The 14,568-nt window shown below is 65.9% G+C and carries 13 protein-coding genes; 5 read left to right on the forward strand and 8 right to left on the reverse strand.

What is annotated here, in order from left to right:
• Window positions 1-165: 165 nt before the first annotated feature.
• Both phhA and hppD read right to left on the reverse strand, forming a co-directional pair.
• Entirely contained in the window at window positions 166-1,065 is a 900-nt protein-coding gene (phhA, locus tag F615_RS0107285) for a phenylalanine 4-monooxygenase (RefSeq protein WP_019560517.1), read from the reverse strand.
• A gap of 23 nt (window positions 1,066-1,088) precedes the next feature.
• Window positions 1,089-2,195, reverse strand: a complete 1,107-nt coding sequence (hppD, locus tag F615_RS0107290; protein WP_019560518.1) for a 4-hydroxyphenylpyruvate dioxygenase — start codon at window positions 2,193-2,195, stop codon at window positions 1,089-1,091.
• Between the two features lie 144 nt (window positions 2,196-2,339).
• Here hppD and F615_RS0107295 point away from each other — a divergent pair, with 144 nt between their 5' ends.
• Entirely contained in the window at window positions 2,340-2,822 is a 483-nt protein-coding gene (locus tag F615_RS0107295) for an Lrp/AsnC family transcriptional regulator (protein ID WP_019560519.1), read from the forward strand.
• A 116-nt stretch (window positions 2,823-2,938) separates the two neighbouring features.
• Window positions 2,939-4,345 carry an alpha/beta hydrolase family protein gene (locus F615_RS0107300; RefSeq protein WP_019560520.1) on the forward strand — a complete coding sequence of 469 codons (1,407 nt, stop codon included), beginning with the start codon at window positions 2,939-2,941 and terminating at the stop codon, window positions 4,343-4,345.
• A 14-nt stretch (window positions 4,346-4,359) separates the two neighbouring features.
• On the opposite strand, the gene F615_RS0107305 is transcribed toward F615_RS0107300, so the two are convergent.
• Entirely contained in the window at window positions 4,360-5,202 is an 843-nt protein-coding gene (locus F615_RS0107305) for an HDOD domain-containing protein (RefSeq protein ID WP_019560521.1), read from the reverse strand.
• 160 nt (window positions 5,203-5,362) lie between these two features.
• Between F615_RS0107305 and F615_RS0107310 the strand changes: the two genes are divergently transcribed.
• Window positions 5,363-6,100 carry a hypothetical protein gene (locus tag F615_RS0107310; RefSeq protein WP_156824572.1) on the forward strand — a complete coding sequence of 246 codons (738 nt, stop codon included), beginning with the start codon at window positions 5,363-5,365 and terminating at the stop codon, window positions 6,098-6,100.
• Between the two features lie 64 nt (window positions 6,101-6,164).
• Here F615_RS0107310 and fusA read toward each other — a convergent pair whose 3' ends face one another.
• From fusA to F615_RS0107335, 5 genes are all read right to left on the reverse strand, one after another.
• On the reverse strand, window positions 6,165-8,216 hold the full coding sequence (gene fusA / locus F615_RS0107315; protein ID WP_019560523.1) for an elongation factor G: 2,052 nt from the start codon (window positions 8,214-8,216) through the stop codon (window positions 6,165-6,167).
• Window positions 8,217-8,290: 74 nt separating this feature from the next.
• On the reverse strand, window positions 8,291-9,886 hold the full coding sequence (locus tag F615_RS0107320; protein ID WP_019560524.1) for an acyl CoA:acetate/3-ketoacid CoA transferase: 1,596 nt from the start codon (window positions 9,884-9,886) through the stop codon (window positions 8,291-8,293).
• A gap of 190 nt (window positions 9,887-10,076) precedes the next feature.
• The gene (locus F615_RS0107325) at window positions 10,077-10,583 is read right to left on the reverse strand and encodes an Hsp20/alpha crystallin family protein (RefSeq protein WP_026330115.1); all 507 of its coding nucleotides are present in this window, start codon (window positions 10,581-10,583) and stop codon (window positions 10,077-10,079) included.
• A 35-nt stretch (window positions 10,584-10,618) separates the two neighbouring features.
• A complete protein-coding gene (locus F615_RS0107330; RefSeq protein WP_019560526.1) occupies window positions 10,619-11,020 on the reverse strand; it encodes an Hsp20/alpha crystallin family protein in 402 nt (133 codons plus the stop codon).
• 17 nt (window positions 11,021-11,037) lie between these two features.
• A complete protein-coding gene (locus tag F615_RS0107335) occupies window positions 11,038-11,475 on the reverse strand; it encodes an Hsp20/alpha crystallin family protein (RefSeq protein ID WP_019560527.1) in 438 nt (145 codons plus the stop codon).
• 309 nt (window positions 11,476-11,784) lie between these two features.
• Between F615_RS0107335 and F615_RS0107340 the strand changes: the two genes are divergently transcribed.
• Both F615_RS0107340 and F615_RS0107345 read left to right on the forward strand, forming a co-directional pair.
• Window positions 11,785-12,993 carry a substrate-binding domain-containing protein gene (locus tag F615_RS0107340; RefSeq protein WP_019560528.1) on the forward strand — a complete coding sequence of 403 codons (1,209 nt, stop codon included), beginning with the start codon at window positions 11,785-11,787 and terminating at the stop codon, window positions 12,991-12,993.
• 51 nt (window positions 12,994-13,044) lie between these two features.
• Complete coding sequence (locus F615_RS0107345) at window positions 13,045-14,568, forward strand: sigma-54 interaction domain-containing protein (protein WP_019560529.1); 1,524 nt, start codon at window positions 13,045-13,047, stop codon at window positions 14,566-14,568.

Genomic DNA, 14,568 nt, shown 5'->3' on the forward strand with positions numbered 1-14,568 from the left:
GGGCTTGCGAAAACGCTCGAATCCCGCGGACGCATCGGCCGCCGCTGCCAAGGTCATCTGCTTCATGACCGTAATCATCGCCGCCCATCACCAGGGCGACAAGACGGACTACTGCCAGGCGCAGGACTTGATCAGCGTTTCCCTAGGCCACCGAGGACGGCAGGCTCAGTTCGGGGCGAAGAGCTGCTCGGCGGGCAGCAGCTCACCGGCTTCCAGCGCGGGCAGTTGGCGCACGCGCGCATAAATCGGCGTGAAGTCGGGGGCGGTGGCCTGGAAGAGCTGATCGAAGCTGTCGATCACGAAGTAGGTGCGCTGGTAAGTGTCGATTTTGTAGCGCGTGCGCATGATGCGCTCGACGTCGAAGCGCACGCGCTTGGGCTCGGGCGAGGTGACGCTGTAGCGCAGTTCGCCGGTGGATGACAGGATGCCGGCACCGTAGGCGCGCAGGCCCTCGGGCGTGGCGATGAGGCCGAATTCGACCGTGTACCAGTACAGCCGTGCCAGCAGCTCGCAGGCGTCCAGCCGGCTGGCTTTGAGGCCGCCGGCGCCATAGGCCTGCATGTAGTCCGCAAAGACCGGGTTGAACAGCAGGGGCACGTGACCGAACAGGTCGTGGAAGACGTCGGGCTCGACGACGTAGTCGAATTCCTCGGGCTCGCGAATCCATTCGGTGACCGGGAAGCGGCGCTCGGACAGCAGTTTGAAGAAGGCCTCCTCGGGGATGAGCCCGGGCACGGCCACCACCTGCCAGCCGGTGGCGCGCATGAGGCGCTCGCTCAGCTCGTCGAAGCGCGGGATGCGGTCGGGCTCGCCCAGGTGGGCCACGGCCTCGATGAACTCTCGGCAGGCCAGACCCGGCAACTGGGCCGCCTGGCGTTCGTAAAGTCTGCGGTAGAGGTCGTGCTGGGCCGGGGTATAGGCGCCCCAGTCTTGCTCGCAGGTGTAGTCGGCACGGGCGCGGGCATAGTTGCCGCGCGGCGGACGTTCGCCTTCGCCGTAGGTGACCGGCGCCACGCCCTGGTTGACGCCGCTGTGGAAGTCGATGGCGGTGGAAGGGGCAGTCATGGCGCGCTCCTCGTGCGGGATGTTCAGGCCGCGGTGGCGTCGGTCTTCAAGACGCCGCGGCGCATTTGATCCAGTTCCATGGTTTCGAAGAGTGCCTTGAAGTTGCCTTCGCCAAACCCTTGATTGCCTTTGCGCTGGATGAATTCGAAAAAGATGGGGCCGAGCTGGTTCTCGCTGAAGATTTGCAGCAGCAGCTCGCCGGGCTGGCCGTCGACCAGGATGTTGCGGGCCTTCAGCCCTTCCAGATCTTCGCCGTGGTTGGGGATGCGCTTGGGCAGCAGCTCGTAGTAGGTGGCGCTGGTGCTCAGCAGCTTGATGCCGGCCATTTGCAGGGCGTCGACGGTGTCGTAGAGGTTGTTCGTGCCCAGGGCGATGTGCTGGATGCCCTCGCCGCGGTAGCGATCGAGGTATTCCTGGATCTGGCCGGCTTTTTCGTTGCCTTCCTCGTTGATGGGGATGCGGATTTTGCCGCAAGGGCTGGTCATGGCCTTGCTTTTGACGCCGGTGGCCTGGCCTTCGATGTCGAAGTAACGCACTTCGCGGAAGTTGAAGATGCGTTCGTAGAACTCGGCCCATTCGGCCATGCGGCCGCGGTGCACGTTGTGCGTGAGGTGGTCGATGTAGGTCAGGCCATGGCCCACCGGGTGGAGCTCGGCGCCGGGCAAGGGCTCGAAGTCGACGTCATAAAAGCCGATGTTGCCGATGTCGCCTTCTTTGGCGCCGTTCTTGCCGCGCCATTTGTCGACCAGATAGATCAGCGAGTCGCCGATGCCCTTGATGGCCGGGATGTTGAGCTCGCCCGGGCCGGCCTGGTTGGCATAGCCCCAAGCGCCCAGGCTGATGGCGCGTTCGTAGGCGGCCTTGGCATCTTGTACGCGAAAGGCAATGGCGCACACGCTGGGGCCGTGCAGACGGGCGAAACGCTGGGCGAAGGAGTCGGGCTCGGCATTGAGGATGAAATTGATCTCGCCCTGGCGATACAGCGTCACGTTTTTGTGTCGGTGGCGCGCGATGGCCTTGAAGCCCATGCGCTCGAAGAGCTGGCCCATCGCGGCAGGATCGGGCGCGGCGTATTCGATGAATTCGAAGCCATCGGTGCCCATCGGATTGTCCCAGGGGGTGAACTGCATACCGGTCTCCTCGTCGAGCATGGGCAAGCGCCGCGCGCCTGCAGGTTGAGCTGTGTCAAGACTGTAGGTGACGTGAGACGCAGTTTTGCTGCATTTTTGAATGCCTGCACGGACATTACGCAATAAATATGCAAAAATTTATCTATGAACACAGTTGTTGCGCTCGATGCGATCGATCGGCGCATCCTTCGCGCCTTGCAGGTTCATGGCCGCATGACCTATGACGAGCTGGCGGCCCAGGTGAGCTTGTCGCCTTCGGCGGCCTTGCGCCGCGTCAAGCGGCTGGAGGAGGCTGGCGTGATCGCCGGCTATGTGGCCATCGTTGCGCCTGAGCGGGTGGGCTTGGGGCTGACGGCCTACATCAATGTGCGCTTGGAAAAGCACACCGAGACCCATAAGCGCAATCCCATGGATCTGTTCCGCGCCGCGGTGCAGAGCTGGCCCGAGGTGGTGGAGTGCGTGGCCCTTACCGGCGAGATGGACTACCTGCTGCGCGTGGTGGTGGAGGACATGGCGCATTACTCGCGCTTCATCATGGACACCTTGCTCAAGCACCCGAGCGTCGAAGACTGCAAAACCAGCTTCGTGCTCGATCGGGTGAAGAACACCACGGCCGTGCCGGTGTAATCCCTAGGGCTGGGCTGTCGCTTTGGCGACAGAAACGATCCGGCGAGTCTCCACAATGGATTTGCAAATTTGCACGGTCGTGCATTTTACAGTGCAGAACACCAAAGGAGACGAGCATGCCGATATTCCGCTTCACTGGGGCCGTCGCCATGGGCGGCGTGATGTTGTTGGCCGCTTGCGGCGGGGGAGACAGCCCTCCCGAACCCGAGGAGGTGCGGCCGCACGATGCGCGCACCTTTCCACTGGATGCGTCGAGTCTGGCTTTCGATGCCTTGCCCGGGACCTCCACGAGGCGCTTTCATGGGGTGCTGGATGGAGCGGGTTATCGCATCGAGGTGCCGGAGAACTGGAATGGCCGCCTCGTGATGTATGCGCACGGCTACCGAGGCACCGCGGTGCCGCTGACGGTGAGCAATCCCCCGATTCGCGCTCACTTGATTGCCAATGGCTATGCCTGGGCGGCATCGAGCTACAGCAAGAATTACTACGATGTGCGCGCTGGGGTGGAGGACACCAATGCGTTGGCGCTGGCGTTTTCGCGCCTGACCGGGCTGCCCGAGCCGACACGGCGCTACATCATTGGCCATTCGATGGGTGGACACATCACCGGCGCGGCGATCGAGGAGGAAACCTTCCGCACGGCCCGGCACAAGGTGCGCTACCACGGAGCCGTGCCGATGTGCGGGGTGATGGGCGATACGGAGTTGTTCAATTACTTCTCTGCATATCAGACGGCCGCGCAGTACTTCGCGGGGGTGCCTCTGTACCCCACCACGGGGTGGGCCGATATCAATGCCTTGGTGCGCAGCCGGTTGTTCACGACGTTCTCCCAGATCGAGATCGTGCCCACGGAGGATGGCCAGAAGCTCAAGGGGGTGGTGATGAACCTGACGGGCGGCAGTCGGCCCATCTTCGAGCAAGGCTTCGCCAACGCGGGCCTGCAGCAGGTGGTCTGGGGCACCTTCGGCGGCGACGGCACGATCAACGGCATCCTCAATGCCAGCGTGCTGGACACGCGTGACCTGGTCTTGCAGATCGACAGCGACCCGGCGCTCAGTGACGAGGAGACCTTGCTCAACCAGCGCTTGCTGCGTGTCACTCCGGTGCCCGAGGCCAACCGCTTGCGCCGTGACGGCTTGCGCTGGATTCCAAAGGTCAACGGCCAGTTCAGTGTGCCGGTGGTGTCTTTGCATACCCTGGGCGACATGTATGTGCCGTTCAGCATGCAGCAGATCTACAAGCGCCGCGCCGATGCCAATGGGTCGGGGCAGTGGTTGGTGCAACGCGCCATCCGTGCGCCCGGCCATTGCGATTTCACGGTGGCCGAACAGGTGGCGGCGTTCGATGACATGGTGGCTTGGGAACAAACCGGTGTGCGACCGCAAGGGGACGAGGTGCTGGATGCGGCCACGGTGGCCGACCCGGCCTATGGGTGTCGCTTCACGGTGAATGCCGGCGGGCCCTATGACAACCCCAATACGCTGACCGCGCGCGGGCTGATGCCCGCCTGCCCAACGCCTTGAGGGGGCTTGTTGACTCAGCTTTCGTCCAGGTCGCGCAGCTTGCGCAGCGTGGCCTCGGGCGAGAGGTTGAGCAAGGCGGCGATGTCGGTGATGTCGTCCGGGACGGCTGGATTGTCCCAGCCATGCTGGGTGTGGCGGGCCAGGCGGATGGCCAGGGTCACGCAGCGTGCTTGAGGGTCGTGGACGGCGGCGTGGTCGTCGGTGAGCCGGCGCCAGACGCGCGGCAGACGCCAGGTGCGCATCAAGGCTTGTTCGAGATCGGTCAGCCGGATGTGCAGCACGTCCCACTGGGCCTGCGCCGAACGCAGGCGCGGATCGCGTCGCTGACGATGGCGGATTTCCAGCGCCAAGTCGGGGGCATGGCACCACAGCAGCATTTCGGCGAAATCATGCAGCAAGGCCGCGTGATAGAGCGCCGGCGCGTCGCTGTCCATGCGGTGCACGGCAAAGCCCAGCGCGAACACGGCCGCACGGGCGGCACGGGTGAGCACCTCGTGCAGGCCGTCACGTGCTTGCGGGTGGGCTTGCAGCAGGTCTTCGGTGGTTTGCAGATGTTGGAAGGCGCGGAAAAAGGGCCCCACGCCCAGGTAGACCAGGGCTGCGGTGAGGGTCTCGGTCACGACTTCTTCGTCGTCGTCCTCGTGGCCTGGCCGACGCAGGCTGGCCACGTGGCTGAACAGTTTGAGGGCCATCAGCGGGTCGCCAGCGAGGAATTCGGCAATGCTGTGGGCGTCCAGATCGTCTTGCCGGGTGGCCAACCAATCGATGGATTCGGCCGTGCGGGGCAGCACGGGAATGGTGGCCGCTGCGAAGTGGGCCGTCCAGGCCTCCAGGGTGGGTAAGGGGCGGGTGAGCATACAGACCCTCCTGAGGGGTTATCGGCGGTCTTGCCGGAGGACTTGAATGGGACAAACCCGCAAGGGGGTCTGAGGTGTCGCCTGGGCAGCATCGCGGCGGTGGGGCGCAGGCTCACAATGCGGGCGATCAGGACAGAGACCGTCGGCAGCGGAGGTGGACATGGCGTCATCGTGGGGACGCGGCAGTGGGCGCGGGCCTTGGTGGATCGCGGGGGTGATTGTGCTGGGCGGCGTGGTGGCGCTCGGGGGATGGCTGAGCCGCACCGGGCCGCAGTGGCAGGCCGGCGACGAAGCGACAAAGGCCCTGTCGCCGCAAGAACGAGAGGCTTTGGAGGCCGCCGGCCAGCGCTTGGCTCAGGCGCTGCGAAACCGGGACAGGGCGTGGCGCGAGGGCGGCGCGGCGGCGATGGAGCAGGCCCAGCGCGCGCTCAACGAGGTCATGGGGCTGGGGACCCGGCCCACGCTACGACCTGAGCAGATCGAGGCGGTGCTGCCTGCACAGTTGGGTGGTTTGCCGCGGCAGCCCAGCGATACGTTTGGCGATGCGTCCTTGGGGGCGTCCAGTGTGTCGGTCAGTACGCAATACGGGGACGATGCCGCGCGCCGCATCGTGTTGTCGGTCAGTGACACAGGGGGCTTGTCGGTCTGGGCGGTGATGGCCGAGTGGCTGCGCGTGGCTGCCGAAGCGCAGCAGGCGGGGCGTCGAGAGATCGTGCGCTTCGAGCAAGGCCGGGTGCGGCGCGAGGTCGAGCCGGCGGACGCGACGCCGGCCCAGATTCACTGGGTGCTGGCCAATGGGGTGGCCGTGGAGGCGCTGGCCGACGGCTTGGACCTGGACGGCCTGCGAGCCGCCATGAAGGATTTGGACTTGGCCGCCTTGGAGGGGCTGCGGCCTTGAGGGGGGCGGGTCTCGCGACGTCTGCTCGGGAGCATGCAAACATGCCTGGGACCGGAGGACGCGCTCAATCCTCCTCGCGCAGCCGGAACTGGCTGACGAGTTGTTGTTGTACAGCCGCAGGCACGGGTTCGTAGTGTGAGAACTCGATGAGGTAGCTGCCATGGCCGGCCGTGAGGGCGTGCAGCCTGGATTGGTAGCCGTTGAGTTCGGACAGCGGGGCTTGACCGAGCACGACCAGGGTGCCGGGTGAGAGCGCGCGGGTGCCGTTGATTTGGCCGCGCTTGGTGGCCAGGTCCCCGGTGATGTCGCCGATATGGGCCTCGGGGGCCGTCACTTCGAGCTTGACGATGGGCTCCAACACGATGGGCGCGGCCTTGAGCATCGCATCGATGAAGGCTTTGCGCCCAGCGGTGATGAAGGCGATCTCTTTGGAATCCACCGAGTGGTGTTTGCCGTCATACACCACCACCCTCACATCTTGGATCGGGTAGCCGGCGATGACGCCGCCGTCCATGGCTTGGCGCACGCCTTTTTCCACGGCCGGGATGAAGACGCTGGGGATGGCGCCTCCTTTGACCTCGTCGATGAATTCGAAGCCGGCTCCGCGTGGCAGGGGTTCGATGCGCAGGAAGACTTCGCCGAATTGGCCGGCTCCACCGGTTTGCTTTTTGTGCCTGTGGTGGCCTTCGGCCGATTGGGTGATGGTCTCTCGGTAGGCGATGCGCGGTGGCCTGGTGAGCACCTCGCATTTGTAGATCTCGGTCATGCGTTCGAGCAGCACGCGCAGATGCATCTCGCCCAGGCCGTAGATCACGGTTTCGTTGGTCGTGGCCACATGTTCTACTTTCAAACAGGGATCTTCTTCGACGAGTTTTTGCAGCACTTCCCACATGCGTTGTTCGTCGCCGCGCCGTTTCGGTTCGATGGCCAGTCCGTGCACGGGCACCGGGAAGGGCAGGGGCTCGAGGTGGATGTGGCTGTCTTCGGCGGCGTCGTGCAGCACGGCGTCGTAGTGGATCTCATCGACTTTGGCCACGGCGGCGATTTCGCCTGGACCGGCGCTGGGGATCTCGACATGGTCGCGGCCGTGCACGGCAAAGAGGTGGCCGACCTTGAACGGCTTGCGCCCGTCTCCGACGTAGAGCAAGCTGTCCTTGGTGACGGTGCCTTGGTGCACGCGGAAAAGGCTGAGCTTGCCGACATAGGGGTCGCTGACGACTTTGAACACATGGGCCAGCACGTGTCGGTCGGCGTCGGGCTCGGCGCGCACGGGGCGGGCCTGTGGTCCTTCGCCTTCGAGGAAGTGTGGCGGGTTGCCCTCGCCGGGGTGGGGCATCAGGGCCGCCATCACGTCCAGCAGCTCGGCAATGCCTGCACCGTTGCGTGCCGAGGTGAAGCACACGGGCACCAAGTGGCCTTCGCGCAGGGCTTGCTCCAGCGGCGCGTGCAGTTCGCGCGGGTCGACGTCGCCATCGTTGAGATAGCGCTCGACGAAGTCGGCATCGACTTCCACCACTTGCTCCACCAGCGCGCGGTGCGCAGCCTCCACGGAGGAAAAATCCGACGCGCCAGCGGGATTGAAGAAGCAGTCGACCACCTGGGTGCCACCGCCGGCAGGCAGGTTCAGCGGCAGGCATTCCTTGCCGAAAGCTTCCTGGATTTGCGTCAGCAGCCCAGGCAGGTCGACCCGTTCGGCGTCGATTTTGTTGATGATGATCAGCCGGCACAGGTCGCGCTGACGGGCCCAGTTCATCATCCGGATGGCCATCGGTTCGATGCCGACGGTCGCGTTGAGCACGATGGCCGCCGTCTCCACGGCTTCGAGCGCGGGCAGCGCTTGGCCGAGGAAGTCGGGCAGCCCCGGGGTGTCGAGCAGCTGGATCCGCGCTCCCCCGTGTTCGAGGCTGACCAGGCTGGTGTTGAGGGAGTGTTGGAACTTGCGCTCCAGCGGGTCGAAGTCGGACACGGTGCTGCCGCGTTCCAGACTGCCCAGGCTGCCGATGCGGCCGGCGCGATGCAGCAAGGCCTCGACGAGGCTGGTTTTGCCCGCCGCGCTTTGCCCCACCAGGGCCAGGTTGCGGATCGTGGCAGTCCTGGGGGACGGTGTCGTGGGCATGGCGCATTCCTCCTTGGGCGGAACATCCGTCGCCGAGGGGTCGGTGCGCCGTGCAGGGCGCGCCGACTGGACGATCACAGCGTAAGGGATCGGCCCTGCGCCGGCAAGGGGGTTGCCGCCGACGGTGCTTGCGTCATCGGCGCGTCGGTGAAGATGCGTGGGTCCATGGGGCGCAAGTCCTCGGCCACGGCGATGGGGGCGTCGCAGGCTGCGAGCACATCGCGTTGCAGGTCCAGGCCGGGGGCGATTTCGGTGAGGGTGAGGCCGGTTTCGCGCAGTTCGAAAACGGCCCGTTCGGTGATGTACAGGACCTCGCGGCCCAGGCTGCGCATGTAGAGGCCGTTGAAGCTGAGGTGGCCCACTCGAGGCACCAGCTTTTTCACCCGGCCTTCGCGCACGATGCGCAGTTGCCCACCGCCGGCTTGGGCCTGCAGTCCCTCGGCGGTGAGCGTGCCCATCAACACCACGCGACGGGCGCTTTGGCTGATGTTGATGAAGCCGCCCACCCCGGCGATGCGGCTGCCGAAGCGGCTGACGTTGACATTGCCTTGCGGGTCGAGTTCGGCCAGGCCCAGAAAGGCGATGTCGATGCCTCCGCCATCGTAGAAGTCGAACATCGCGGCATGGTCGATGATGGCTTCGGGGTTGGCGCTGGCACCAAAGCTCAACAGCTGCGCGGGGGTGCCGCCGACCGGGCCGGCTTCCACCGTGAGGGTGAAGTCGCTGTGACCTTCCTCACGGGCGATGAGCCCCAGGCCGGCGGGCATGCCCACGCCCAGGTTGACGACGGGCTTGTGCAGCTTTTTCAGCTCCAGAAAGGCACGCCGTTGCACGATCTTGCGCACGTCCAGCGGCAGGGGCTGGAAGGCTTGTTCGGGCTGGCGCACTTCGCCGGTATACGCGGGGTTGTAGGCCTCGCCGAAGGTCATCCAGTGATCGGCCGGGTCCTCGGTGATCACGACATAGTCCACCAGGATGCCAGGCACGCGCACGAGGTTGGGGTTCATGCTGCCGGCGCGGGTCAGGCGCTTGACTTGGGCGATGACGATGCCACCGCTGTTGTGAGCGGCTTGCGCAATGGCCAGCAAGTCTTGGTGGAAGGGCTCGTGCTCGGTGGTGAGATTGCCATGCTCGTCGGCCGTGGTGGCGCGGATGAGGCCGCAGTGGATCGGAAAGCTGGGGTAGAACAGCTGCTCCTCGCCGTTGAGGTGGATCAGTTGCACGAGCTGCTCGGTGGTGCGCGGCGTCAGCCGCCCGCCGTCATGGCGTGGGTCGACGAAGGTGTGCAATCCGATGCGGGTGATCACACCCGGCTTGCCCCCGGCGATGGCGCGAAAGAGGTGGGCGATCACCCCTTGGGGCCAGTTGTAGGCCTCGATCTCATTGCGCGCCACCAGCTCGCCCAGGCGCGGGGCCGAGATCCAATGCCCCCCGATCACGCGTTTGACCAGCCCGGCATGACCGAAGTGGTTGACCCCTCGCCGGGCACGATCGCCTTGGCCGGCGGCATACACCAGAGTCAGGTCGCGCGGCGCGGCTTCGGCCTCGAACCGGCGCTCGATGGCCGCGGTGATGGCCTCGGCATGGCCCGCACCGACGAAGCCGGCCGTGGCGATGGTCCAGTGGTTTTGGATCAGGGCAGCGGCTTGGGCTGCGGTGATGACTTGCATGGCGTGAGGGCTGGGGCAGGCTACAAAGCCTCCAAGTATCACGCCGAAGTGGAGCCGGCAGCCGCTGTCCGTTGGTGCCGAAGGCCGCGGCCTGCTGCCGCGGCATGGCGCTGTGCCGGCGTGAGGCACCGACCGGGGGGCGCTGCGCGTCCTCGCGTTTCGCAGCGGGGGCGGCGGATCGTCGCGGTGCTCAGTTCACCGTGAGCTGGATGCGCCGGGCGCTGCCAGGCTGGGCCTTGGGCAGCTCGATGCGCAGCACACCGTCACGATAGCGAGCTTGGGCTTGGTCGGCCTTCACGGGCACGGGCAGCGGCACGGTGCGCTCGAAGCTGCCATAAGCGCATTGCAGCACGCGCCAGCGGCCGTCGCTGGACTCCTGCTCGAAGCGCTTCTCACCACGGACCACGAGCACATCGTGATGCACTTCGATGTCGAAGTCCTTCTTGTCCATGCCTGGCACTTCCAGCCGCACGACCAGGCGGCGGTCGTCTTCGAAGACATCGCCGCCGATCAGCGCCCAGCCGTGCGAGGCATTGAAGCTGCTGTCGTCGATGCGGCTGCGGTCGGGCAGCTGGGCTTCGTCGCCGGCGCGAAACCGGGTGAGGGCGCCACGCGCAGACTCGCGCAGGCGCGCCCAACCTTCGGAAAGACTGTCCCACAGCGAGTCGAAGCCTTCACGGATGGTTTTCATCGTCATGTCGGGCCTCCATTCGATGTTGGACATGCCGCAGTTCAGATCACCCGCACCTCGACGCGGCGTGGCTGGGCATGCTCGGCTTTGGGGATACGCACCCGCAGCACCCCGTGCGTGAGTTCGGCGCTGACCTTGTCGGGGTCGAGCTCCTTGCTCAGCGTGAAGGTGCGACGGAAGCGCGACAGCTGCACCTCGGCATGGCTGGGCGTCATCTCCTGCGGCACGGCCAGCTGCATCTCGCCTTCGAGGCTGAGCGTGTCGCCTTCGACTCGCAGGTTCAGGCGTTCCTTGGGCACGCCGGGCAAGTCGGCGTACAGCGTGATGCCGGTGCTGTCCTCGATCACGTCCACCGGCGGCACGAGCGCCGGTTCATTGCGTTCACTGGCGGGATGGCGCACAGCGGCTTGGCCAGTTGGGGTCACGGCAGTGGTCGTGTTCATGGCTTCACTCCTTGTGTTCATTGAACCTCGATGCGCCGCGGTTGGGCATTGGCTTTGCGCGGGATGCTGACTTGCAGCACGCCATCGCGGTAGCTGGCCGTCACGCCGGCCGGGTCGATGTCGTCGGGCAGGCTGATGACGCGGCGGAAGCGCCCGTCGAAGCGCTCATGGATGTGCAGCGTTTGCTTCTCGTCGCTGGCCTGGGCCACAGGCGCGCGCTCACCGGCCAGCGTCAGCACGCCGCGGTCCAGATTGACCTCGATGCGGGCCGGATCCAAGCCGGGCGCAAAAGCGTAGACCTCCACCGAGGTCGGCGTGCTGCCGATGTTGAGCGCAGGATAGCCCCCACGGCCGAAGCCGCGAATGCTGGGCGACAGATCGAAGACCTGCTGCATCTCGCGCTGCAGGCGATCCAATTCGGCGAACAGGTCGCGTGAAAAGAGCGAGCGATACATGGTGTGTCCTCCGTCGATTTCGATGGGTCTCGAAACCCTGAGCCCGATATAGGGGGTGCGCGGGCCGGTTTCAAGACCTCTGTCTTGAGCTTGGTCAGATGTCCGTCAATCAGGCAGGTCTGAGCGGCCTGGTGTCTGGACGGTGGTCACATGGGCGCGCCGCTGGGCGGCGCATCGGTCACGTCCGCTGTCACGTCTGCCGCGCCCGGGCGTGCGCGGCCGGTCCTTGGCATCGTGCTTGCATCGGAGCGACTCCACATCGGTCCGCCGGCGTTGCGCCTTGGCGGGCATCACACTGAGGAGACGGTCATGACATCGGTGCTGAAGCGTCGTGGGGTGTTGAGCTTGGCTGCGGCGGCGTGGGCATTGCCGTCGCTGCGAGCGCATGCGGCGCGCGCCCCGATCCGCTTGGCGCACATCCACAGCCGCAGCGGCCCTTTGCAGTCCTACGGGCAGCAGACGTCCATCGGCTTGGCCATGGGGCTGGAATACGCCACCGGCGGCAGCCTGCAGGTGGCCGGTCGTCCGCTGGTGCTCACGGAAGCCGATGACGAGGGGCGGCCCGAACGCGGACAGGCCCTGCTGGAGCAGGCCTATGCCGATGGCGCGGATCTGGCCATCGGCCCGACCTCTTCGGCGGTGGCCTTGGCCTTGTTGCCGGTGGCCCAGGCGCAGCGCAAGTTGTTGCTCGTCGAGCCCGCAGTGGCCGACATCATCACTGGTGAGCGCTGGAACCGCTACATCTTCCGCACTGCGCGCAACAGCAGTCAGGATGCCATCGCCAATGCGATCGTGCTGGATCACGAGGGGCTGCACCTGGCCACGTTGGCCCAGGACTCGCCTTTCGGTCGCAGCGGCGTGGCCGCATTCCGGGCGGCCTTGCGCAAAGCCGAGATCGTTCACGAAGAGTATGTCGACACCGGCCGTGTGCCCGACGTCGGCGCGATCGCGCAACGCCTGATCGAGCGCCTCAGAGGACGCACCGGGCGCAAGGTGGTGTGGATCCTTTGGGCCGGCGACGACCCTCCGTTTGCACTGGCCGATCACTTCAAGCGCCATGGCATCGAGCTCGCCACCGTGGGCAACACGCTGGGGGCGATGGTGCAATTCAATCGAATGCCCGGCATGCAGGGCGCGGCGTATTACTACTACGCGTTTTCGCGCAACACCGTCAACCTGTGGTTGGTCACTCAGCACTTTCTGCGTTACGGAAGCCCCCCCGACATGTTCACGGCCGGGGGCTTTGCCGCAGCGATGGCCATCGTCAGCGCATTGCGCGCCACGCAAGGCGATACCGACCCCGAGCGTCTGGTGGCTGCGATGGAGGGCTTGCGCTTCGAAACCCCAAAGGGTTGGATGCAGTTCCGCGCCGAGGACCACCAGGCCTTGCAAAGCATGTACCACTTTCGCGTCTCGTCTGGGGCTTTTCCTGGCAGCATTCCCGACCTCAAACTCGTGCGTGAAATCCCGCCCGCCGAGATAGACCTGCCCATCCGCAATCGCCGCAAGACCGGCTGAGTGGGCAGCCCGGGCTAACCCCGGCCGCAAACCACGCGGTCAGGCGTTAGCATGCGCGCGATGTCCCAGATCCGAGCTCTCGATCCCCTGGATGCGGCCAGCGACTTGCCGCGCGATGCCCGCAGTGTGCTGGAGTTGGCCGCACGTTCGATGTTCCAGCTCTTTGCCGACACGGCCGAGGGCATGATGGTCGTGGACCGTAGTGGCCGGGTGGTGTGGATCAGCGAGGGCTACAAGCAATTCCTGCCGGCCCTGGGGCTGAAAGACGAGGCCGATTTCGTCGGGCATCGGGTCGAGGAGGTGGTGCCCAACACCCTGATGCACGAGGTCATCGCCACCGGCCGGCCCATCCTCGTGGACCTGCTGACCAACAAGGCGGGCACCTTTCTCGTCAGCCGCATCCCGCTGCGTGACGAGGCCGGCGAAGTGATCGGAGCGCTCGGTTTGGTGTTGATGGCCCATCCCGAGAGCACGATGCAGCCGCTGATGAAGAAATTCGCGATGCTGCAGCGCGAGCTCGACGATGCGCGCAAGCAGCTGGCCGAACAACGCCGGCCCAAATACACCTTTGCCAGCTTCATCGGCTCCAGTCCGCAGGCCATGGAGGTCAAGCGCCAGGCGCGCCGGGTGGCGGGCACCGACAGCACGGTGCTGCTGCTGGGCGAAACCGGCACCGGCAAAGAGCTGTTGGCCCACGCGATCCATGCCGCTTCCTCCCGCGCGCGGCGCCCCTTCATCGGCGTGAACATCGCGGCGGTGCCCGAAACCTTGCTGGAGGCCGAGTTCTTCGGCGTGGCCCCCGGCGCCTACACCGGCGCCGACCGCAAGGGGCGTGACGGCAAGTTCAAGCTCGCCGATGGTGGCACGCTCTTTCTCGACGAGATCGGCGACATGCCGGCGCCGCTGCAGGCCAAGCTCTTGCGCGCTTTGCAAGAGCAGGAGATCGAGCCGCTGGGCTCCAACCAGGTCATCAAGATCGATGTCCGCGTGATCGCCGCCACCAGCCGTGACCTGCCGGCGCTCGTGGCCCAGGGGCGGTTCCGCGAAGATCTCTATTACCGGCTCAACGTGGTGCCCATCCGCATCCCGGCCCTGCGTGAGCGCCTCAGCGACCTGGAGGCCTTGGTCGAAGCTTTGGAAGAGGACATTGCCCGGCGCAGCGGCATGCCCCATCGCGAGGTGACGCCCGAGGCCCTGGAGGTGCTGCGCCGCCACCCCTGGCGCGGCAACATTCGCGAACTGCGCAATGTGCTGGAGCAAGTGAGCTTGCTGACCGACGATCTGCGCCTCGATGCCCACCATTTCGCGCGGGTGCTTTCGCCCGGGGAGGCGCAGGCCGCCGCACCTGTGGCAGCAGCGGCCGACGAGGCCCGCACCGCCGGCCCGCAGCCACCGCAGGCCCCCCACGTGCGCCCGCTGGCCGAGGCCGTGGCCGAGCTCGAGCGCCGCGCCATCGCCGAGGCCTTGCGCATCACCGGCGGCAACAAGCTGGCCGCCGCCCGCTTGCTGCGCATTTCGCGGGCCACCCTCTATGAAAAACTGGCCGCCTGGCCGGAGTTGCGCCAGCTGTCTTGA

This window comes from Caldimonas manganoxidans ATCC BAA-369 (assembly GCF_000381125.1).
Taxonomy (GTDB): Bacteria; Pseudomonadota; Gammaproteobacteria; order Burkholderiales; family Burkholderiaceae_C; genus Caldimonas; species Caldimonas manganoxidans.

Coding starts and splice junctions, on each gene's coding strand:
- phhA (WP_019560517.1), bottom strand. CDS start 1,065: ATGACTGCCCCTTCCACCGCCATCGACTTCCACAGCGGCGTCAACCAG.
- hppD (WP_019560518.1), bottom strand. CDS start 2,195: ATGCAGTTCACCCCCTGGGACAATCCGATGGGCACCGATGGCTTCGAA.
- F615_RS0107295 (WP_019560519.1), top strand. CDS start 2,340: ATGAACACAGTTGTTGCGCTCGATGCGATCGATCGGCGCATCCTTCGC.
- F615_RS0107300 (WP_019560520.1), top strand. CDS start 2,939: ATGCCGATATTCCGCTTCACTGGGGCCGTCGCCATGGGCGGCGTGATG.
- F615_RS0107305 (WP_019560521.1), bottom strand. CDS start 5,202: ATGCTCACCCGCCCCTTACCCACCCTGGAGGCCTGGACGGCCCACTTC.
- F615_RS0107310 (WP_156824572.1), top strand. CDS start 5,363: ATGGCGTCATCGTGGGGACGCGGCAGTGGGCGCGGGCCTTGGTGGATC.
- fusA (WP_019560523.1), bottom strand. CDS start 8,216: ATGCCCACGACACCGTCCCCCAGGACTGCCACGATCCGCAACCTGGCC.
- F615_RS0107320 (WP_019560524.1), bottom strand. CDS start 9,886: ATGCAAGTCATCACCGCAGCCCAAGCCGCTGCCCTGATCCAAAACCAC.
- F615_RS0107325 (WP_026330115.1), bottom strand. CDS start 10,583: ATGACGATGAAAACCATCCGTGAAGGCTTCGACTCGCTGTGGGACAGT.
- F615_RS0107330 (WP_019560526.1), bottom strand. CDS start 11,020: ATGAACACGACCACTGCCGTGACCCCAACTGGCCAAGCCGCTGTGCGC.
- F615_RS0107335 (WP_019560527.1), bottom strand. CDS start 11,475: ATGTATCGCTCGCTCTTTTCACGCGACCTGTTCGCCGAATTGGATCGC.
- F615_RS0107340 (WP_019560528.1), top strand. CDS start 11,785: ATGACATCGGTGCTGAAGCGTCGTGGGGTGTTGAGCTTGGCTGCGGCG.
- F615_RS0107345 (WP_019560529.1), top strand. CDS start 13,045: ATGCGCGCGATGTCCCAGATCCGAGCTCTCGATCCCCTGGATGCGGCC.